Annotated in this window: 22 protein-coding genes and 4 pseudogenes; 17 read left to right on the top strand and 9 right to left on the bottom strand. The window is 46.1% G+C overall.

Translation table 11 applies throughout. The features are described 5' to 3' along the window. Nucleotides 1–164 (bottom strand): IS66 family insertion sequence element accessory protein TnpA (gene tnpA / locus T363_RS16795; RefSeq protein WP_407919070.1); only part of this gene is annotated, 164 nt, incomplete at its 3' end. Nucleotides 165–413: 249 nt separating this feature from the next. Here tnpA and T363_RS0106575 point away from each other — a divergent pair. From T363_RS0106575 to T363_RS0106600, 6 genes are all read left to right on the top strand, one after another. Further along, nucleotides 414–1928, top strand: a complete 1515-nt coding sequence (locus T363_RS0106575) for a plasmid recombination protein (RefSeq protein ID WP_456263904.1) — start codon at nucleotides 414–416, stop codon at nucleotides 1926–1928. 134 nt (nucleotides 1929–2062) lie between these two features. Further along, entirely contained in the window at nucleotides 2063–3361 is a 1299-nt protein-coding gene (locus T363_RS0106580; RefSeq protein ID WP_099092273.1) for a virulence-associated E family protein, read from the top strand. Nucleotides 3362–3635: 274 nt separating this feature from the next. Then, nucleotides 3636–3797 (top strand): hypothetical protein, encoded by a 162-nt coding sequence (locus tag T363_RS16360; protein WP_169737577.1) that lies wholly within the window; start codon nucleotides 3636–3638, stop codon nucleotides 3795–3797. A gap of 73 nt (nucleotides 3798–3870) precedes the next feature. Continuing rightward, nucleotides 3871–5511 (top strand): recombinase family protein, encoded by a 1641-nt coding sequence (locus T363_RS0106590; RefSeq protein WP_031474410.1) that lies wholly within the window; start codon nucleotides 3871–3873, stop codon nucleotides 5509–5511. A gap of 149 nt (nucleotides 5512–5660) precedes the next feature. Further along, nucleotides 5661–6860, top strand: coding sequence for a toll/interleukin-1 receptor domain-containing protein (locus tag T363_RS0106595; protein ID WP_031474412.1), 1200 nt, complete (start codon nucleotides 5661–5663; stop codon nucleotides 6858–6860). Nucleotides 6861–6874: 14 nt separating this feature from the next. Then, the gene (locus T363_RS0106600; RefSeq protein ID WP_031474414.1) at nucleotides 6875–7276 is read left to right on the top strand and encodes a hypothetical protein; all 402 of its coding nucleotides are present in this window, start codon (nucleotides 6875–6877) and stop codon (nucleotides 7274–7276) included. Between the two features lie 28 nt (nucleotides 7277–7304). On the opposite strand, the gene T363_RS0106605 is transcribed toward T363_RS0106600, so the two are convergent. From T363_RS0106605 to T363_RS14510, 6 genes and pseudogenes are all read right to left on the bottom strand, one after another. Further along, nucleotides 7305–7655, bottom strand: coding sequence for a hypothetical protein (locus T363_RS0106605; RefSeq protein ID WP_154658758.1), 351 nt, complete (start codon nucleotides 7653–7655; stop codon nucleotides 7305–7307). Nucleotides 7656–7815: 160 nt separating this feature from the next. Then, a pseudogene (locus T363_RS15525) lies at nucleotides 7816–7944 on the bottom strand (Maff2 family mobile element protein); the annotation flags it as partial. A gap of 264 nt (nucleotides 7945–8208) precedes the next feature. After that, the gene (locus T363_RS16365) at nucleotides 8209–8376 is read right to left on the bottom strand and encodes a hypothetical protein (protein WP_162858247.1); all 168 of its coding nucleotides are present in this window, start codon (nucleotides 8374–8376) and stop codon (nucleotides 8209–8211) included. Nucleotides 8377–8395: 19 nt separating this feature from the next. Further along, nucleotides 8396–8563: a hypothetical protein gene (locus T363_RS16370; RefSeq protein ID WP_018112834.1), complete on the bottom strand. Its 168-nt coding sequence runs from the start codon at nucleotides 8561–8563 to the stop codon at nucleotides 8396–8398. Further along, nucleotides 8556–8825 (bottom strand): annotated as a pseudogene (locus T363_RS0106625) (type IV secretion system protein VirD4); the annotation flags it as partial. The pseudogene T363_RS0106625 and the gene T363_RS16370, both read right to left, overlap by 8 nt. 98 nt (nucleotides 8826–8923) lie before the next feature. Further along, nucleotides 8924–9610, bottom strand: coding sequence for a hypothetical protein (locus T363_RS14510; RefSeq protein ID WP_051643145.1), 687 nt, complete (start codon nucleotides 9608–9610; stop codon nucleotides 8924–8926). A gap of 694 nt (nucleotides 9611–10304) precedes the next feature. Here T363_RS14510 and T363_RS15530 point away from each other — a divergent pair. Then, nucleotides 10305–10781 carry a hypothetical protein gene (locus T363_RS15530; RefSeq protein ID WP_078096941.1) on the top strand — a complete coding sequence of 159 codons (477 nt, stop codon included), beginning with the start codon at nucleotides 10305–10307 and terminating at the stop codon, nucleotides 10779–10781. Between the two features lie 32 nt (nucleotides 10782–10813). Further along, nucleotides 10814–11275: a DUF3879 family protein gene (locus T363_RS0106635; RefSeq protein WP_031474419.1), complete on the top strand. Its 462-nt coding sequence runs from the start codon at nucleotides 10814–10816 to the stop codon at nucleotides 11273–11275. Nucleotides 11276–11451: 176 nt separating this feature from the next. Here the strand turns inward: T363_RS0106635 and T363_RS16375 are convergent, their stop codons facing one another. Continuing rightward, nucleotides 11452–11643, bottom strand: a complete 192-nt coding sequence (locus T363_RS16375; RefSeq protein WP_078096942.1) for a hypothetical protein — start codon at nucleotides 11641–11643, stop codon at nucleotides 11452–11454. 220 nt (nucleotides 11644–11863) lie between these two features. On the opposite strand from T363_RS16375, the gene T363_RS0106640 reads away from it, so the two are divergent. The 6 genes and pseudogenes from T363_RS0106640 (at nucleotide 11864) to T363_RS0106660 (ending at nucleotide 15954) form a co-directional block, all read left to right on the top strand. Then, nucleotides 11864–12262, top strand: a complete 399-nt coding sequence (locus T363_RS0106640) for a plasmid mobilization protein (RefSeq protein ID WP_031474421.1) — start codon at nucleotides 11864–11866, stop codon at nucleotides 12260–12262. Continuing rightward, nucleotides 12234–13160 (top strand): annotated as a pseudogene (locus tag T363_RS0106645) (relaxase/mobilization nuclease domain-containing protein); the annotation flags it as partial. The gene T363_RS0106640 and the pseudogene T363_RS0106645, both read left to right, overlap by 29 nt. Further along, complete coding sequence (locus tag T363_RS16560; RefSeq protein WP_217598224.1) at nucleotides 13149–13358, top strand: transposon-encoded TnpW family protein; 210 nt, start codon at nucleotides 13149–13151, stop codon at nucleotides 13356–13358. The pseudogene T363_RS0106645 and the gene T363_RS16560, both read left to right, overlap by 12 nt. Before the next feature lie 110 nt (nucleotides 13359–13468). Next, nucleotides 13469–15091 carry a recombinase family protein gene (locus T363_RS0106650; RefSeq protein ID WP_031474425.1) on the top strand — a complete coding sequence of 541 codons (1623 nt, stop codon included), beginning with the start codon at nucleotides 13469–13471 and terminating at the stop codon, nucleotides 15089–15091. 253 nt (nucleotides 15092–15344) lie between these two features. Then, nucleotides 15345–15617, top strand: a pseudogene (locus T363_RS0106655) (helix-turn-helix domain-containing protein); the annotation flags it as partial. Next, on the top strand, nucleotides 15577–15954 hold the full coding sequence (locus tag T363_RS0106660; protein WP_031474429.1) for a TnpV protein: 378 nt from the start codon (nucleotides 15577–15579) through the stop codon (nucleotides 15952–15954). The pseudogene T363_RS0106655 and the gene T363_RS0106660, both read left to right, overlap by 41 nt. A 39-nt stretch (nucleotides 15955–15993) precedes the next feature. On the opposite strand, the gene T363_RS0106665 is transcribed toward T363_RS0106660, so the two are convergent. Next, nucleotides 15994–16320 (bottom strand): helix-turn-helix domain-containing protein, encoded by a 327-nt coding sequence (locus T363_RS0106665; RefSeq protein ID WP_031474431.1) that lies wholly within the window; start codon nucleotides 16318–16320, stop codon nucleotides 15994–15996. Nucleotides 16321–16356: 36 nt separating this feature from the next. Here T363_RS0106665 and T363_RS0106670 point away from each other — a divergent pair, with 36 nt between their 5' ends. From T363_RS0106670 to T363_RS15085, 3 genes are all read left to right on the top strand, one after another. Then, nucleotides 16357–16710, top strand: a complete 354-nt coding sequence (locus T363_RS0106670) for a winged helix-turn-helix transcriptional regulator (RefSeq protein WP_034971895.1) — start codon at nucleotides 16357–16359, stop codon at nucleotides 16708–16710. Nucleotides 16711–16902: 192 nt separating this feature from the next. Further along, entirely contained in the window at nucleotides 16903–17697 is a 795-nt protein-coding gene (locus T363_RS0106675; RefSeq protein ID WP_031474435.1) for an HAD-IIA family hydrolase, read from the top strand. 165 nt (nucleotides 17698–17862) lie between these two features. Further along, complete coding sequence (locus T363_RS15085; RefSeq protein WP_051643146.1) at nucleotides 17863–18600, top strand: M23 family metallopeptidase; 738 nt, start codon at nucleotides 17863–17865, stop codon at nucleotides 18598–18600.

Here is an 18600-nt window from a genome sequence, read left to right on the forward strand (position 1 = left end):
AACACTTTCTTCTGCCAGCTGTAATAGGTCTTTGGGGTGGTTCCGTTTTCACTGCACCACCGTTTTACTGACATTCCGCTGCTTCTGCACTCTGCTACTTTCTGACTCCATTCCAGCAGCCGCTGTCGCTGGCCTAATGTCTGTATGGTTAATTCCTTGCTCATCTGTGTGCCTCCTGAACCCTCTTGCTCACCCGCACTGCCGGTAACTTTCGGTGACTGTTACGCCTTGTGCTAAAAACTCACCGAGACTCACTGTGAGTCTCGGTGAGTTCCTCTCATATTCTGGCACACTCTGCGTCCACTTTCAATTCGCCGTCCTATTTGACGCTTACAAAGAGAAATGCATCGGTTTTTCTTTTTGAAGAAAGTGACTGAGGAACCTTCTTCAAAAACCGGAAAAGCTGACCGGCTATGTTTTGGGCAGTCAGCTTTTTCGGGCAGGAGTACAGAGGGATGCAATCCCTTTGTGCTGGGTACAGGGGTGCAGCGCCCTGTTGGGGTCAAGGGGCAACGCCCATTGGCGGGTTGAGGGCAGCCAGCCCCATCGGGTCAAGGGTGAAACGCCTTGCCCAAGGAGAATTGTTGCCTTGCGACAATTCGTATTGGGTAGTACCTGCCGCAAAATTCGCAGGTTTAGCGGCTTCGCCGCTGCTCCCCTTCGGGGCAATTCCACAAAGATTGGAGGGAAAAGAATTGAAACTGACACGACACAATGGCAGAGCCGGAAAAAACGGAACCTATAATCCCAAGCATAATGACCGGCGTTTTGATGTGGAACACAGCGAACACATCAATCCGGAAATGACTAAGAAAAATGTTTATTGGGACTGTTATACCGGCATTAAATCTGTGAAATTTCGAGAAAACCCAGGTGAGGAAGATTTCAGCTTTGAGGAGATTGAGAAACTTTACTATGTCGAGCATTATGGTGATTATGTGGATGCTCAAAATGCACGAAACGAAAAGGCAAGGCACACTGAGCGTAACCGCACCGTTGAAGATTTGCTGAAAAATAAAAAGACCTGTCCAGAGGAAACCATTTATCAGATGGGGACGATGGACGAACACGCTTCCGCAGAAGATTTGTTAAAGGTAGTTATGGAATTTTACCAGGAGTTTGAAAAACGGTTTGGCTCTCATGTTCACATTCTGGACTGGGCGCTGCACATGGATGAGGGAACTCCACATATTCAGGAGCGCCATGTGTTTGATGCGAAAAACCAGTATGGAGAACTGTGTCCCCAGCAGGAAAAAGCGTTGGAGGAATTGGGAATACCGCTTCCCCATCCGGATAAGCCAAAAGGGAAACACAATAACCGGAAACAGACCTTTGATGCAATCTGTCGAGAATTGCTGTTTGAGATTGCAGAAAAGCATGACTTGCATTTTGAACGGGAACCTTCTTATGGCGGTCGGTCGTATCTGGAAAAGCAGGATTATATCCTGATGAAACAGAAAGAAAAACTTGCCCGGCAGGAACAGAAGTTGGAGGAACTGACCCTGAAAATTGAGGATGTGGACAGCCTGATTGATGAGGTATCCAGCGTGGCTTATGACAAGGCGGTGGAACTGGTAACAGATGAGGTAAAAGCCATGACCCACCAAGAAGATATTGATATGATCGAGGATACTAAAGCATGGCTGCAATCCCCGGAGCGAAAAGCACCGAAAAAGGAACGGGACTATGCGGTGGCAAGGCTGGATGGTGTGATTGGTAAAATCCGAAAAGCAATGCAGTCCACACTGGCAAAAGTGAAGGCTACGCTGCTTCATGCGGATAAGAAGAAGGCTGTCACAGAAGAAATCAAAAAACAGACAAAGCCTTCCATTATGGAAGCGCTGCGTCGAGGAATGGAGGAGCAACGGAAAAAAGACAGTGAGAAGCAGGCACAGGAGAAACAGAAAAAACAGAATATGGAACTTTGACGGGCATCTGATTTTGAAAGAAATTGGGTGCCTGTTATGTTTTGGGAGGTGAAATCGTGTCCAATGAATCTTCAACTTTTATCTCAAATCCCCAGTGTGATGCAGCGGATGTTGCAGGTGTACGGGAAATCCTTATGACAACGGAAAAAGGAAAACCAGCCAACACCATTGAGAATTTTAAAACAGTATTTTGTCGTGATCCGCTTCTGCATGATTCCATTCGCTTAAATCTTTTGACAGAGCAGATTGATATTGTCCGGGCTTTAGGATGGCACAGAACTACCAATGCGCTGACCGATATTGATGTAAAATATCTTCTTCTCTACTTTGAGCAGAATTATTGTCTGACCAGTGAGAAGAAACTGCTGGCTGCGCTCACCATTGTGGCAAACGAAAACTGCTACCATCCGATTCGGGATGTACTGAACAGTCTGGCATGGGATGGACAACCTCGAATACGCTCCTGCCTGCATCATTTTCTCGGTGCAGAGGAAAGCGATTATGTGGAGGAAATGCTCAAGCACTTTCTGTTGGGAGCGATCCGCCGGGTATTCCATCCGGGCTGTAAGTATGATGAGATGCTCTGTCTGGTGGGCGGTCAGGGAGCCGGAAAATCTACATTTTTTCGCTTTCTGGCAATACAGGATGAGTGGTTTTCAGATGACTTAAAAAAGATGGATGATGATAAAGTTTATGTAAAATTGCAAGGACACTGGATTATTGAAATGTCCGAAATGCTTGCTACCAGCAACGCCAAGAGCATTGAGGAAATCCGGTCATTTATCAGCCGTCAAAAGGAAACCTACCGAACACCCTATGACACTTATCCAAAAGACCGGCTGCGTCAGAGTGTGTTCGGCGGTTCCTCCAACACACTGGATTTTCTCCCGCTGGACAGAGCCGGAAACCGGCGCTTTCTTCCCATCATGGTCTATCCGGAAAGCGCAGAGGTTCATATCCTGAAAAACGAAGCTGCTTCCAGAGAATATATCATGCAGGTTTGGGCAGAGGCTATGATGATTTACCGCAGCGGTGAGTATTCCATGAAGTTTTCCAAGGAGATACAGAACAGGCTGATAGAGGTACAGCGGGATTTTATGCCGGAGGACACCGAAGCCGGACAGATTCAGGGGTTTCTGGAGCATTACAGCGGGAATCAGGTTTGTTCCAAACAGCTGTTCAAGGAAGCGCTGGGACATACCTTTGAGGAACCAAAACGCTGGCAGCTGCACAGTATCAATGAGATCATGAACACAGCTGTGACTGGCTGGAAGGCTTTTTCTAATCCACGGATGTTTGCAGGATATGGTCGGCAGCGTGGCTGGGAACGGATACCTTCCTGCAACGAACTGCCCGACAACAAAGATGGATTTGTGGAACTGACCGAGGAAGAAGTCCGTCAGCTGGAACTGCCAAAGGAGTGGATTGCTTGATTCACGTGGTTTGTTGCAGGGGTAGTTGCCTTTTGGTTGCTGACTTTGTTGCCGGAAAAACAGGGGTAAAGATGTGGAGAAAGCCCATCAATACAGCGTTTTCAGTTATTTTCTTCCCTTTTATAATACTCTGACAACGAAAGCAACAAGGTTTTATAAGAAAAGATGAAAAGTAAGAATCACAAGCCAGACGATTGTTTACAGGTTTTTTGAGGTCTGTTGCCGGACTTCGTTGCCAGTATCCTTTGTCTGGCATTTTCTATGGAGGTAGCCTATGGAGAAAAGCAAAAATAAAAAAGTACAGTTTATCGTGGTGCGGGAGTTTTCCGGCGAGAAAACCATGCAGGAAGCCTTTGAACAGGTAATCGAGCGCCAGACCTGTGAACAGTTTGAAAAATGGCTGGAAAATCACGAAACAGAACAGAAAGCGGCTTAAAGACTATTTGAGTTTATAACAGGGACATGGTATAATATAAATATCGTGTCCCTGTTCATAGAAGGAGTTTACTATGAGCAGGAAAAAACAAGAAAATCAGAAAATCACAGCTCTCTATTGCCGCATTTCTTTGGATGATGGCGGTGATAATGAGAGCATGAGCATCAGCAATCAAAAAATCATGCTTCGGGACTTTGCAGAGAAAAATGGAATGTTTCTGCATGAGTATTATGTGGACGACGGTTATACAGGACGCAATTTCAATCGCCCTTCTTTTCAGCGCATGATCGCTGATATTGAAGCTGGTAAAATTGGATGTGTCATTACAAAAGACCTGTCCAGACTGGGAAGAAACTACATTGAAGCCGGCAGCTATATTGAAATCTTCTTCCCCAAGCACAATGTCCGGTATATCGCCATTACAGACGGTGTGGACAGCCTGACCCGTCAGGAAATGGATATTACCCCCTTTAAGAATATCCTAAATGATATGTATAGCCGGGATATATCCAAGAAGGTTTTGAGTGGTATCACAATCCGCTCCAGACAGGGAAAATTCTGTGGAGGAACACCGCCGTTGGGTTTGATGCGTGATCCGGAGGATAAAGGGCATCTCATTATCGACCCAAAGACAGCACCGATTATTCGCAAGATTTATGACTATGCGCTGGATGGGCTGGGCTGCATGAGAATTTCTAAAAAGCTGATGGAAGAAAAAATCCCCGTCACCCATGTGAAGTCCAACACAGAGCGCAAAGAGAATTATTACTATTGGGCTGGTTCCAGAATCAGCCATATCCTGAGAAATCCCTTTTATAAAGGTGCTCATCTGGTTTTTAGAACGCACCAGAAAGGGATTCGATCCAACACCTATGACATCATTCCCCGTGAGGAATGGGAAATCATTGAAAACTGTCATGAAGCAATCGTTTCCCCGGAAGAATGGGATAAGGTTCAGGAGCTAATCGACCGCAGACCACCAATTATGCAGGGAAATGCCTGCCCGTTTTACAACCTGTTCCACGGTATCATTTACTGTGCCACTTGTGGAAAGTCCATGCAGGTGCGGTATGAAAAGGTCGGGAGAACGAACAAAAATCGTTTCACTGGTGAGCAGCGAGAACCCATTGATAAGGCATACTATATCTGCCAGACATATAACCGGCTTGGGAAAAACGCCTGCACCAGTCACAAGCTCGAAGCCAGAGATTTATACGACCTTGTGTTAAAAGACATTCAGGAGCTGGCAAAGACGGCCCTCAAAGATGCGGATGCCTTTTATCAGCGGCTGAGCAGCCGGATGGAACGCAGATATATGGCAGACGCTTCTCAGATGCAGAAAGAGCGTGAGCGACTGGAAGCCAGAAACCGTGAAATCGACGAGATGTTCCTGAACCTTTATACCGATAAAGCGAAAGGGATCCTTTCAGAACAGCGGTTTATGAAGCTGACTGCCATTATGGAACATGAGCAGGAAGAAAATCAGCACCGCTTGCAGGAACTGATGCGAATGCTTCAGCAGTCCGATGCTCAGGAAAGTGAAGTCCGCACCTTTATCCGGGAGATTCGGCAGTATGCCACCATTCAGAAATTGGATGAAACGGTGTTAAACCGCCTGATCAGCCGTATTCTGGTGGGTGAAGTCAGGAAAGTTGATGGGAAGAAGGTACAAGAAGTCAGGATTGTTTATAATTTTGTGGGGGAAATAGTATAACAGTAACTATAATCACATCTCAATAAAGCTGTAACACAGAACCCCGACTTCCCTTGAAACGCTATATTCTATGGGAACTCGGGGTTCGGATGTTGTTGTGGTATTTTTTGCTATGACTCGATTTATATAAAAAAGTGAGGAGAATGATAATGCCAGGAGTTACAAAGCACATTTTCAATCATGAAATCTGTGATATTTTATCGATGTTTAATTGTCAAATAAAGACGATAGAGCCTCTTTTACCTAAAGAATATTCAAGCGGTGATATCATAGCGTTATTAAAAGAATTCTATCCGCATGAGTGGCATTCTGTTGAAATCAAGTATGTTTATTATCAAACCAAAGACCGTTATATTAAAAGAAAATTCGGAAAAAACAGATACAACATGAAAGCACCGGAGGTGCTTTTAATGGACGCCTCTCGGTGCAAGAAAATTCTGTCAAAGGAATATCAGCGCATACATTGTAATAACTATACTGAAGAAAGTCGGGTTTTAGCCAGAGAAAATCTTTGGCTAAAAAGAAAACCAAAAATTGAAAAAGTAAACCAAAAGATTGAAAAGGCATTGTCGAAAACTCAGCAAGTGACCCCCTCTTTTATAGATCAGTTAATTGGTTTTTATGAAAGAAAAAATACAAGTCAAAAAGATAGAAGATATATACTATTAGAGCTGAAAAAGTACTATAGTGATAAGATAATCCAGTTCTTTTTCAAATTAAATGATACCGAATTAAATAAACAGCTTCGTTGGGAAGCGTTTTATCACTTGCAGAGTTTTAATTATCAGCCCAGAGCAAGACGACAAAAATATATGCAGGTACACACCAAAAATAAAAAGAGAAAAAAGTTTCTTAAAGAGGTGTACCCGTTTGAAACATATGAAATCCCTCAGAATCCTAATGAACTTGAGTATAGAATAGAAAATTCAAAGGAGCAAAAAATCAAAGAATATGACTATTTTATATCCCATAGCAGTAAGGACAGCACCCATGTCCAGAAATTAATACGGGCTGAGAATCAAGACGGAAAGAACATATTTTGTGACTGGATTAATGATGTTGATTATTTAAAACGACATTTGCTATGCAAAGCCACATTAAAAGTACTCGAAAAACGGATGGAACAATCCAAGGCAATGATTTTTGTTGTATCGGAAAACTCACTCCATTCTATTTGGTGTAAATATGAATTGAATTATTTTACGGAATTAGGAAAGCCGATCTATTGTATTTCTAAAGAAGCTATAGATAGGAACCATTTCCATATTGAAGAAATGAATGATACATGGTTTTTAGATTCTGACTATAAGGCATTGGCTCTAATTGAAGGGGAAAGTATAAATGTGTAAAGGAGTTTTAAATTATGGAAAACAAGTACAAACATATGGATTATATACAGTCCGCAATATCAAGAATGGCATCGAATTCCTTTTACTTAAAAGGCTGGAATGTTACTATCATTGCAGCTATTGTGGCATTATCGTTTAAAGAGAGCGATTGGAGGATATATGCCTGTGCATTGGTTCTAAATGTTGTGTTTTGGTTTTTGGATGCGTATTATTTGAAGCAAGAGAAACTTTTCAGGGAATTATACAATAAGGTTTCACAGATAAGTGATGACAATTTGATTGACTTTTCTATGAATACAAGCGAGTTCAAAGAAAAAGTATCGGCAATTCCATGCATTATGATAAAAAACATCTCGATTACTCCGCTGTATCTTTCGATTTCCGTTGTCTTACTTGTCCTAATTCATATTGTTTGAGGAGGTTATTATGTTTTCAAAATTTAAATTAAATCAAATATTCCTCAAGACCTTTCCAGGCAAGAGAGAATGGTATGAATAAGCCCTTGGAAATATAAAGTCCGTCGCCCCATATATCTACTGTTTCATTTAATGTATTTCTGTCGCCTAAAGTTAGATATATATTTTTACCATCTGTGATACTGATAAAAAATCCCAGTTCTTTCTGTGCAGAAATACAAATAGAAACATTTGGTATGTTGTCAAATGAGAGATAACCAACTAAGTCAGGAACTACATCATTTTTGAAAAGAATATGTTTTAACTCAATTAGTAGTTCAATATTACCTTCAAATTTTTTATATCCATTTTCAGTTGTGTCAATATCATAATGAATCATAACAAGTCCCTCTGCAAATTCCGATTTGTTGATTTGTTCGTAATCATATTTTATCATACAGACTTTAAGAAATCTATTCATTTTCACTTAATTTTCGGAATTTTCGGAATAGTAAGGGCTGCTGCCTGTCAAATTCTTGTGTGTTACTTTACCGCACATGAGCATTTGCACCCGGATTGTCGTTTCCATATCCCTCCAAGAGATTGATAACGCCCCAAATGCCTAAGCCTGCGCCCAGTGCGATAACAAGGGTCTGTAATACGTCGATAGCAGAGTTAAAAAATTCCATAAAGCTCCTTTCTGCCGCAAATACGGCTTGCCCTATAAAAGGGCATAAAAAACGGCGGTCAGTTTTGTAACTGCCGCGGTCATAAGCCCGCCGGATTGTGGCGGGTTCCCCGCGCTGCTTATGTGTCTGCCGCGCGGCGGTATTCAGTTTTTAAGTGTGGGCGTTATGGATTTTCCAGTAGGGGCGCGTATTCTGTAAGTTGTCTGTTTCTTTGTTACTGCGTCAATTCCTCCTTTCTTTTCAGCCGGGAACACACATTTTTCGTCATTCCAAAAGATAGCTCCTACGCTGCATATACTCGGTAACGTAAAGGGTCTGTTCCCCTCCGCGTTCCTGCAAATACTCCCGCAGAGCGTTTTCTGCATTTTCTATCATCTTTGTAAAATAATGTTCACGACGTATATCATCAGTTTTTGTTTTCTGTCTGCTCATAGTGTAACCTCCCGTAAAATCAAAGTTCCCGCCGCACCCGTTTCTGCTCATACAGGGCTTCACACCGTTTCACAAACTGCTGGATAGCTGCCTGCCGTTGCTGTTCCCGTCGCTCGGCAATGAAAACAAGCCCGTTTATGGCTTCTGTGATTTTCTTATCTTTTTTCTTCTGCATACGTCTATTCATGGTCGGTGTCCTCCTGCAAATCTGCTTCGCTGATTTCGTAATAGTCAAAGGGTTCGTCCGGCTTTACAAGGGCGGGTCTGCGCCTTAAATGCTTTTCCATATCAAAGGTATTTTTCTTGTCATAGTCGGAAAGATATTTATAGTTGGGGTGCTTTGTAATGTCATACTTATCAGAGAAGAACGGGCGTACCCCTCGTAGTTGTAAGATACATGTCCCGCCGTCCATGACTGCAATTTCATCTTCGGTCATAAGCTGTTTGCCACAATGTCAAGTGATGAATTCAAAAATGAGCAAAAAAATAACTCCCCTTAACTATAAGGGAAGTTATCTTAAATATATAAATTTACACAGATCTTGAATTAGCCAATCAGAATATCACGCTGCTTAATTATATTTTTTGAAAGGTAAATATAATCCAGTGCACTTTGAAATGACTTCTTGTTTGCTCTCCACTCTTTTGCACAACTTATTAAATCGTACTTAGAGAGAGAAATAAAGTTTCTTAATATTTTGTCAACTTCATATTTGATCCGAAGAGAAGAACTTTCATTGACTGCATCATATGCTCTATGAGAAAATTGCAAAAATTTATCTCTATAACAGTTGATAGGTCGAATTTCGATCATATCAGCTAAAGATAATTCATTATATATCCACGGTGAGGCTGTTCTCTCTTTGCTTATTTCTTCGGCTATTGAAATAGAATTTCCGCTGTTCAAGAAAAAAACAGATTCACACTTATCAATCATTCTGGACAACGCAATGGATAACATCATATGAACATGGCTGGTAGAATAATTTCTTTTGTCATAATCGAAAGATGTACCGTTGCTATGTCTACAATATTTCTCGTCTATTTCTCTCAATAAATCGTTAGAATATCTCCAAAGACAAGAATCTATAAAAGTATTTAAGTTGAGCTCCTTTTTTAAAAAGCCAGCTATAGAAACAGCTAACTTCTCATCGGCATGTGAGTGAGATAAAAATACACTAAATTTTTGCTTTGTTGGGAACCAGCTTTCCTGTAACTTGGTACCATCAATCACTCCATCTATTCCTATAAATTCTTTTAGGCTACTTTGAATGTCAGTTTGTATTTTGGCATAGTATTCTTGCCCTGAAGATTCATATTCCTTGAAGTCCGAATATACAATATCATTTAATTTAAATTATCGAATAAAATAAATTGGATTACTTCAGATGAAGTTCCAGAAGAAGGAAATTTTATATGTTAAAGTTCAATTTCTGGCAACGAACAATCCCAGTTTGTCGAACAGATAGCAAATCCAGCCGAGCCAGTCAACGGCAAGTAAATGGGCTTCGCCCACCGTTGACAGCCCCGCCTGTCTTTGCAAATATGCAGCCAAGAGGACGATAGCCCAAAGTGCTACCACTCTCTTTTCATACAACAACTGAATATCCCGCCACCCCACAGCGGCGCATGAAGCAGTAAATCCGAAAACGGTTGTTACTTTTTTCACACAGCGGACAAAACGCAGCTTCCGAGCTGCCGGAAAGTTGTGTTTTTGCTACGATGAAATTTTTTTGTGGGGGGGAGGGATATTATATTTTCGCCAAAAGAGCCGATTATATTTATAAAGAATATTATTGTTTGGTAAGTTTCTGACAATGACGAATGGAAAAAAGATGATTGCCTATGAGTCTATGGTACTATCCTTGTTAAGATGATAGCAAATATGCAAACAACAATCTTAAATTACATTGAAAGGAGTTACAATTATGAAAAAGCGTATAACATCACTTTGTCTAATAGTATTGATGCTGTGTGCCATGTGTGGTACATCTGTATTTGCTGCTGAACTTCCCTCTGAAAATATGATTAGCCCGATGTATCTCCATAGTGATTACTTCACTGGCGGAACTGGGACGATGAATAGCATAGCTGGCTCTCAGTCCAAAATCTTCAATGCTTCCTCTGGAAGCATCTCAGCTAATGCTCGTGTAACAAATGTGGAATTAAATGTTACTGTAAGTAGGGGGAGCATCCCATTTTATATCGTTGTTGAATCCCCGAATGGTTATCAGGCAGAACGATATATAAGCACCAGTGGTAAGGTTGAATTTGATGAGTTTAACGATTTTTACCCGAAAGGCACTTGGAAAATATATATCTATAATCGTGGTTCTGCATTCACAGATGTTTCTACAGCAACAGCCCGTATAACTGCAAACTATGGTTATGACAGCTATTCTTAAAACAGGGTTTATTGTTATTTGGAGGTGTTCTTATGACGATTACAGGAATGACACGATTTGTGCAACAAAATTATAAGGTTCAAAATTCGCACTTAACCTCTAAACTTCCAAATGGCTCTTTGCCGCCAAAGGGGCATGTTAACCCATATTGTCCGGAGGGAATGGATATTACAGGTCGAACGGATTTTCGCCGCATTGTCCCTGTTGACGAGGGCGTTGCAAATAAAATAAAATCTTTGGTGTTTGAGAGTATGGAAAAGAACTGCGGCATGAGTGATGGAGAGATTGAAAGCGAAATCATAAAGAATTATGTTATGTCATTGCCACCCGAAGAACGAGCTGCCGCTGGGTGGACATTAAATCAGATTAGTCTGCAAGAGGCTGACCGATTGGGAGAATATGTACATCAGCGAGACCCCTCATGGAATTGGGGAAAGCCAGTCAAGCCCGGTATCTTAGATGACTACAAATCAGGCATGAATATACTAATATGATGTAGTTGTAATAGTAATATTGCAACTTTCCATTTGTAGAGGGGTAGCCCAAAGTGCTCCCCCTCTCTTATTATTTACAACTGAATAACCGCCGCCCCGTAGCGGCACACGAAGCAGTAAATCCGAAAAAGATTTGCTGCTTTTTTTGCGCCCGTTTTTGGCAAATCGGGAAAGTGTCAGTACTGATAAGTGAACAGAGGGAAATTCCCGTTTTCTATCAAGCAGCGGGCAGAACGCAGCTTCCCAAACGCCTTATTGTCGGGAAAGACTAAACCGCCGGAAAAGTTTCTGCCGGAAAGTCCGTCATTTTCGCCTTTTGTGGGTTTGTAGGGAATGAAAGGAAAAATATCGCTGTCAGAAGTTGGCACAGTTCCCGCCTGCGGCACTAAGGAGATTGAACCCAGCCGGACACAGCGGAAAGCGGCAGTTTCTTAGAGCAAGTTTCTACCACAGTACCAAAATTCGCTTCCTGCTCATTTTGTCCCTGCGGGAAACTTGTTGGGGAGTGCCTTCCCCAAACCCTGCTTATGCGGCGTATGCCAACATTACTGCCGCTCCCATGCGGCAACAGAAAGGAGGTCTTGCACCATGCGAAAGAGATATAACACGCCCCACCGCAGCCATGTCATCAAAACACGTCTGTCTGATGAAGAATACGCCGACTTCACAAAGCGGCTTGCCCCTTATGGTATCAGCCAGTCGGAGTTTTTGCGGCAGGCAATCCGGCGGGCAGCCATACGCCCCGTTATCCATGTGTCGGCGGTCAATGATGAACTGCTTTCCGCTGTCGGGAAGCTGGCTGCGGAGTATGGGAAAATCGGCGGCAACTTAAATCAGATTGCCCGCTGCTTAAACGAATACGGCGCACCCTATCCCCAGCTTGCAAAGGAACTAAGGGGGACGGCGGCGGAACTGGCAGCCCTCAAGTATGAAGTCTTGCAGAAAGTAGGTGGAGCGGTTGGCGATACTCAAACATTTCAGCTCTAAAAATGCAGACTACGGGGCAGCCGAAAAGTATCTGCTGTTCCAGCATGACGAGTTTACCATGAAGCCCGTCCTTGATGAAAACGGGCGGCTGATACCGAGGGAGGATTACCGTATTTCTTCCCTTAACTGCGGGGGCGACGATTTCGCTGTTGCTTGTATGCGGGCAAATCTCCGCTATGGAAAAAACCAAAAACGGGAGGACGTAAAGAGCCACCACTATATCATCAGCTTCGACCCAAGGGACGGCGCAGACAACGGCTTGACACCCGACCGGGCGCAGGCGTTGGGCGAGGAATTTTGCCGGGAACACTTTCCCGGACACCAAGCCCTTGTCTGTACCCACCCGGACGGGCATAACGGCAGCGGAAACATTCATGTGCATATCGTTATCAATTCCCTGCGGATAGAGGAAGTTCCGTTCCTGCCCTACATGGAACGACCCGCCGACACAAGGGAGGGCTGCAAGCACCGCTGTACGGACACCGCCCTGCGCCATTTCAAAGCCGAGGTCATGGAGATGTGCCACCGGGAGGGGCTTTACCAAATCGACCTCCTAAACGGCAGTAAGAACCGCATAACAGACCGGGAATACCGGGCGCAGAAAAAGGGGCAGCTTGCCCTTGATAGAGAGAACGCCGCCCTTGCCGCCGGGAGACAGCCACCGAAAGCCACCAAGTTTGAAACGGACAAAGAAATGCTGCGCCGGACAATCCGGCAGGCTCTTTCCCACGCTTCCAGCTTTGACGAGTTTTCTTCCCTGCTTTTGCGGGAGGGCGTGACCGTCAAGGAGAGCCGGGGGCGACTGTCCTATCTTTCGCCGGACAGAACCAAGCCCATTACTGCCCGGAAGCTGGGGGACGATTTTGACCGTACCGCTGTCCTTGCTATGACAGATAACAGAGGGGGAAAACACGCACCCCGCCGCCCGGACTGCGTGACCGAGGTACGCATGGGAAACACCGTCCTTGTGGTTTCCGGCTACTTCAAGGAGGACACCACCGCTACCGCCGCCGACAAGATGATGAAAGTGCTGGAAGCAGAAAGCAGCCTGCCCGGAAGCAGGCGGGAAGCCCCACAAGAAAAACTGGCGTTTTGACAGCGCATAAGGAAGCATTTTGACACGTTTGCCGCTATACAGACAGCCGCCCCATGTGGTACAATCAAGGTACGGAATAGTGGGGCTGGCTGTCGGAAACGGAGGAATTTATGTTAAGACAGACCACCCGGCAACTCATTACCGCCCTTTACCCAAGACTGTCCCATGAGGACGAACTGCAAGGCGAAAGCAATTCCATTTCCAACCAAAAGCGGATTTTGGAAACCTACGCCAAGCAGAACGGCTTTACGAACCTGCGCTGGTACACCGACGACGGTTATTCCGGTGCAAACTTTCAAAGACCCGGATTTCAAGCCATGCTTGCAGACATTGAAGCCGGGAAAGTCGGCACAGTCATTGTCAAGGATATGTCCCGGTTAGGGCGAAACTACTTACAAGTGGGAATGTACACCGAAATGATTTTCCCACAGAAAAACGTCCGTTTTATTGCTATCAATGACGGCGTGGACAGTGCGCAGGGGGAAAATGATTTTGCCCCGTTGCGGAACATTTTTAACGAATGGCTGGTGAGGGACACGAGCAAGAAAATCAAGGCAGTGAAACGCTCTAAGGGCATGAGCGGAAAGCCCATCACAAGCAAGCCCGTCTATGGCTACCTCATGGACGAGGACGAAAACTTTATCATTGACGAGGAAGCCGCCCCGGTGGTACGGCAGATTTACAGCCTCTGCCTTGCCGGGAATGGTCCGACCAAGATAGCCCGTATGCTTACAGAGCAGCAAATTCCCACGCCGGGGACGCTGGAATACCGCAGGACGGGAAGCACCCGCCGCTACCACCCTGGCTATGAGTGCAAGTGGGCGACTAATACAGTGGTTCATCTGCTGGAAAACCGGGAATATACGGGCTGCCTTGTGAATTTCAAGACGGACAAGGTTTCCTACAAGCTGAAACACAGCATAGAAAATCCCCCGGAAAAGCAAGTGATTTTTGAGAACCACCATGAGCCTATCATTGACCGGGAAACATGGGAACGGGTGCAGGAGTTACGCAAACAGAGGAAACGCCCCAACCGCTATGATGAAGTGGGCTTGTTTTCCGGCATACTCTTTTGTGCAGACTGCGGCAGCGTCATGTACCAGCAGCGGTATCAGACGGACAAGCGCAGGCAGGACTGTTATATCTGCGGCAGCTACAAGAAACGGACAAGGGACTGTACGGCGCACTTTATCCGCACCGACCTTTTGACCGCCGGAGTGACCGAAAACCTTAGAAAGATTACCAGCTATGCGGCAAAGCATGAAGCCCGGTTTATGAAGCTGCTTGTGGAGCAGAACGAGGACGGGGGCAGACGCAGGAACGCCGCCAAGAAAAAGGAACTGGAAACGGCAGAAAAGCGTATCAGTGAACTGTCCGCTATCTTCAAGCGGCTGTATGAGGACAGCGTGACCGGACGCATATCAGACGAGCGTTTTTCGGAACTGTCGGCAGACTATGAAGCCGAGCAGAAAGAACTAAAAGAACGTGTCGCCGGATTGCAGGAAGAACTTTCCAAAGCGCAGGAAGCCACCGAAAATGCAGAAAAATTTATGAAAGTGGTTCGTAAACATACCAGTTTTGAAGAACTTACCCCCACTCTGCTGCGGGAGTTTGTGGAGAAAATCGTTATCCATGAAAGCGTTGCCCTTGACGGGAAACGCCGGGGAAAGTTACGCAGACAAGAAATCGAAATCTATTATTCTTTTGTCGGCAAGGTAGAATTGCCCGACTAATGCCCGCCCTGTCCGGTTCTCTTACCGGATAGGAACGGCAAAATTTTTTACACTTCTTTTACTTCTTTATCTCACATGAGTAAAATCACAAGGCATTAAGCAGGTCATGGCTAATTAGAGGTAATCAAAAGAGGAAAGGAAAAGCACAATCCAGACGGAACCGGCGATACCGTCAAGAAATATTTGTGAGTTAGCAAGAAACCTGATATAATGGGGGTAAGCGCCCATCCGGGGCAGAAAGGCAGGGAGAAAAATGCACATCAGCTACAAACCGCTCTGGCACACACTGATAGAGCGCAACATGAGGAAAGAAGATTTAAGGCTTGCCGCTGGCCTGACCACAAATATGATTGCCAATATGGGCAAAGAAGGGAAACACATCAGCATGGACACGCTGGCACGAATCTGCGAAACGCTGGATTGTGGCATTATGGACGTGATTGAACTGGCCAGTGACGAGCCTTCCGCTACAGGAGGGAACGATAATGGAAAAACTGAAAGAAAGAATTACAGAGAACGGCATTGATTATGTTCTGGTAGGCGATTATTATATCCCAGACTTGAAACTGCCGGAGGAAAACCGCCCTATCGGACGCTATGGGCGGCTGCACCGGGAATATCTCAAACAGGAGCATCCGGCACGGTACAGTTCCCTTATCCTGACAGGGAAATTATGGACGTACCTTGCCGACCTGAACGAGCAGGCGGAGGAACGGCTGGACTTAATCATAGAGCAGATGAAAGCCGCCGAAGGAGTGACCGAGGAACTGAAAGCCCGGAACCAGCTTGAATGGGTGAGGCGAATGAACAATATCCGCAACCGGGCGGAGGAAATCATAAACAGCGAGTTGATTTATATTTGATTGGATATGCAAAGGCCAGCCGATTACCGGCTGGTCTTTCTAATCTTCCCTGCGCTCCAATACCGCCCGAATCATGGCAGCGGCGATTTCCTGCTGGCTGGGCGATGTGCTTTCCCACAACGCTGCCAGTTCCCGTATTTCACTGACCTCATTATCTTCCAGCGCATCCCGCAGCAGATAATCCGGGGAAATTTTCAGTGCGTTGCAGATATTGATAAATACAGGCAGGCTGGGAACCTTTGTCCCGCCTTCAATCTGCCGGAGATAGGTTGCGTTTATACTGCATAATTCTGAAAGCCTGTCAGCCGTGAATCCCCGGTCTTTCCTCACCATGTTGATACGTTTGCCCAATCCTTTTGTTTCCATAATGCCCACCCATTTCATAAGCTATTAGCATTTATTTTGTTCACTTTTAGACTAAAAAACTATATAGAGAAGGCAAACTTTGAAGATACCGGATTCAGCTACACGCTCTCTCTTATATCCGGAAAACACAAAATGGTTATTCTGTATTGTCTCATGGAGTTCGAGGTCGTGCAGTTCAATGAACTGAAACGGTATTTAAAAAATATTTCCGACAAAACACTCAGCACGAACCTGAAAGGATTGGAAGCCGATCATCTGATCGTAAGAACAGAATACCCGCAGATTCCGCCTAAGGTAGAATACCGTCTCAGCGACAGGGGAAAATCTCTGATGGTTGTCTTAGACCAGCTTTGTGTTTGGGGAGAAAATAATAGATCGGCCAATCGGTAACCAAAATCCGGTTTTTCAGGCTGCTGCGGATATCCCGCCTCGCTCTTTTAACGAAGGGGGCCATATTCCGAAGCAGCCAAAAGAGGGATCGGCAGCTTGTTTTACACGCATTTAACATTCGCCCCCTTGACGGCGCAGCCTTTTGTTCGCATAATAGAAGTAAAAAAACACACTCCCGAAAGGAGCACCGACATGAACCAAGAACAACTGGAAATCCTCCGCTCGAAAAAGGGCTTTATCTGCGATATGGACGGCGTGATCTATCACGGCAACCGCCTGCTGGCAGGCGTACCCGCCTTTGTTGACTGGCTGCAGCGGGAAAATAAAAGCTTTCTGTTTTTGACCAACTCCTCCGAGCGTTCGCCGCTCGAGCTGCAGCAAAAGCTCGCCCGCATGGGGCTGGAGATCGGCGAGGAGCATTTCTACACCTCTGCCCTTGCCACAGCCAAATTTGTTGCCGGCCAAAAGCCCGGCGCGTCCGCCTATGTGATCGGCGCCCCCGGTCTGGTCGGCGCACTGTATGAAGCCGGCATCGTGATGAATGACGTCGATCCCGATTATGTCATCGCAGGCGAAACCAACACCTATAACTACCAGACCATTCTCAAAGCGGTCGATCTGGTCAACAAGGGCGCCCGGCTGATCGCCACCAACTCGGATCTGACCGGCCCCTCCGAGCAAGGCATCATCCCCGCGTGCCGTGCGCTGGTCTCCCCCATTGAGCTGGCAACCGGCAAGCAGGCCTATTACGTCGGCAAGCCCAATCCGCTGATGATGCGCACCGGTCTGCGCCTGCTGGGCGTGCATTCGCACGAGGCCGTTATGGTAGGCGACCGGATGGACACCGATATTGTCGCCGGCATTGAAACCGGTCTGGACACCGTACTGGTGCTCTCCGGCTGCACCACCCGCGCCGAAGTGGAAAATTATGCCTACCGTCCGCATCACATCCTGAACGGCGTGGGCGAGATCCCGCCGCAGAACTGACCGCTGATCCCCCATCCGCTGTCTTTCCGCGCAAAGCGGCTGTAAAAATTTATATTTTTTGAAAGTCTCCGCCGCATCCGTGATTCGGATGCGGTTTTATTTTTGTCCGCTTATGTATATTTTCCTGCACAGCGGCCATACTGGCAGCAACGGAGGTATAGGGACATGAAACAATATCAATCCAAACATACCGCGGTGCTTTCCTCCCGCGGCTTTTACACCATTCTGACCGTCTGTGCACTGATCATTGCTGCATCCGCTTGGGTGCTCTGGTCCACCGCAACCGCACCCAAAGCAGATTCCACCGCCGATGCGCCCGCCATCACCCCAGCCGAGCAGCTGCCCGACCTGCACGTGGACACACCCGTGCTGCACGAAGAAGAAGCTGCTGCCCCGGAAAACAAAACGCAGGACAGCGGCGCGTCCGACGCAGCCGATACAGACAGCGCCGCCCCCGCCCCATCCCCCACGGTGACGGTATCCGCGCCGGTCTTCGTGCGTCCGGTATCCGGCAACGTAATCGCCCCATTTTCCGGGGATGAGCTGCTGTTCCAGCCTACCTTCGGCGACTGGCGTGTGCATACCGGCACCGACTTTGCCGCTGAAGCGGGCGACAGTGTGCTCGCCCTGACCGACGGTACGGTGCGCGATGTATCCGAAAACGGCCTGTACGGCACCTGCGTCACGCTGGCACACGATGCCGACCTGACCACAACCTACTGCGGCCTGACCGATGTGCGCGTTACTGCCGGTCAGGCAGTTGCAGCCGGTGAAGCCATCGGCGCCGTTGCGCAAACGATTGACGCGGAAGCCGCGCTCGGCCCCCATCTGCATGTAGAAGCCATGCGCGCCGACACTGCGGTTGATGTGCTGGAACTGCTGGGTGAAAGCGAAACCGAATAA

This window comes from Agathobaculum desmolans ATCC 43058, assembly GCF_000701665.1.
In the GTDB taxonomy this organism is placed as follows: domain Bacteria; phylum Bacillota; class Clostridia; order Oscillospirales; family Butyricicoccaceae; genus Agathobaculum; species Agathobaculum desmolans.

Bases quoted from the DNA above. Each gene is read 5' to 3' on its own strand.
- T363_RS0106635 (WP_031474419.1), top strand. From the start codon at position 10,814: ATGACGATTACAGGAATGACACGATTTGTGCAACAAAATTATAAGGTT.
- T363_RS15530 (WP_078096941.1), top strand. From the start codon at position 10,305: ATGAAAAAGCGTATAACATCACTTTGTCTAATAGTATTGATGCTGTGT.
- T363_RS0106600 (WP_031474414.1), top strand. From the start codon at position 6,875: ATGGAAAACAAGTACAAACATATGGATTATATACAGTCCGCAATATCA.
- T363_RS0106590 (WP_031474410.1), top strand. From the start codon at position 3,871: ATGAGCAGGAAAAAACAAGAAAATCAGAAAATCACAGCTCTCTATTGC.
- T363_RS0106650 (WP_031474425.1), top strand. From the start codon at position 13,469: ATGTTAAGACAGACCACCCGGCAACTCATTACCGCCCTTTACCCAAGA.
- T363_RS16560 (WP_217598224.1), top strand. From the start codon at position 13,149: ATGACAGATAACAGAGGGGGAAAACACGCACCCCGCCGCCCGGACTGC.
- T363_RS16365 (WP_162858247.1), bottom strand. From the start codon at position 8,376: ATGAGCAGACAGAAAACAAAAACTGATGATATACGTCGTGAACATTAT.
- T363_RS15085 (WP_051643146.1), top strand. From the start codon at position 17,863: ATGAAACAATATCAATCCAAACATACCGCGGTGCTTTCCTCCCGCGGC.
- T363_RS16360 (WP_169737577.1), top strand. From the start codon at position 3,636: ATGGAGAAAAGCAAAAATAAAAAAGTACAGTTTATCGTGGTGCGGGAG.
- T363_RS16370 (WP_018112834.1), bottom strand. From the start codon at position 8,563: ATGAATAGACGTATGCAGAAGAAAAAAGATAAGAAAATCACAGAAGCC.
- T363_RS0106640 (WP_031474421.1), top strand. From the start codon at position 11,864: ATGCGAAAGAGATATAACACGCCCCACCGCAGCCATGTCATCAAAACA.
- T363_RS0106595 (WP_031474412.1), top strand. From the start codon at position 5,661: ATGCCAGGAGTTACAAAGCACATTTTCAATCATGAAATCTGTGATATT.
- T363_RS0106575 (WP_456263904.1), top strand. From the start codon at position 414: ATGTTTTGGGCAGTCAGCTTTTTCGGGCAGGAGTACAGAGGGATGCAA.
- T363_RS0106675 (WP_031474435.1), top strand. From the start codon at position 16,903: ATGAACCAAGAACAACTGGAAATCCTCCGCTCGAAAAAGGGCTTTATC.
- T363_RS0106660 (WP_031474429.1), top strand. From the start codon at position 15,577: ATGGAAAAACTGAAAGAAAGAATTACAGAGAACGGCATTGATTATGTT.
- T363_RS0106665 (WP_031474431.1), bottom strand. From the start codon at position 16,320: ATGGAAACAAAAGGATTGGGCAAACGTATCAACATGGTGAGGAAAGAC.
- T363_RS0106580 (WP_099092273.1), top strand. From the start codon at position 2,063: ATGACAACGGAAAAAGGAAAACCAGCCAACACCATTGAGAATTTTAAA.
- T363_RS0106605 (WP_154658758.1), bottom strand. From the start codon at position 7,655: ATGATTCATTATGATATTGACACAACTGAAAATGGATATAAAAAATTT.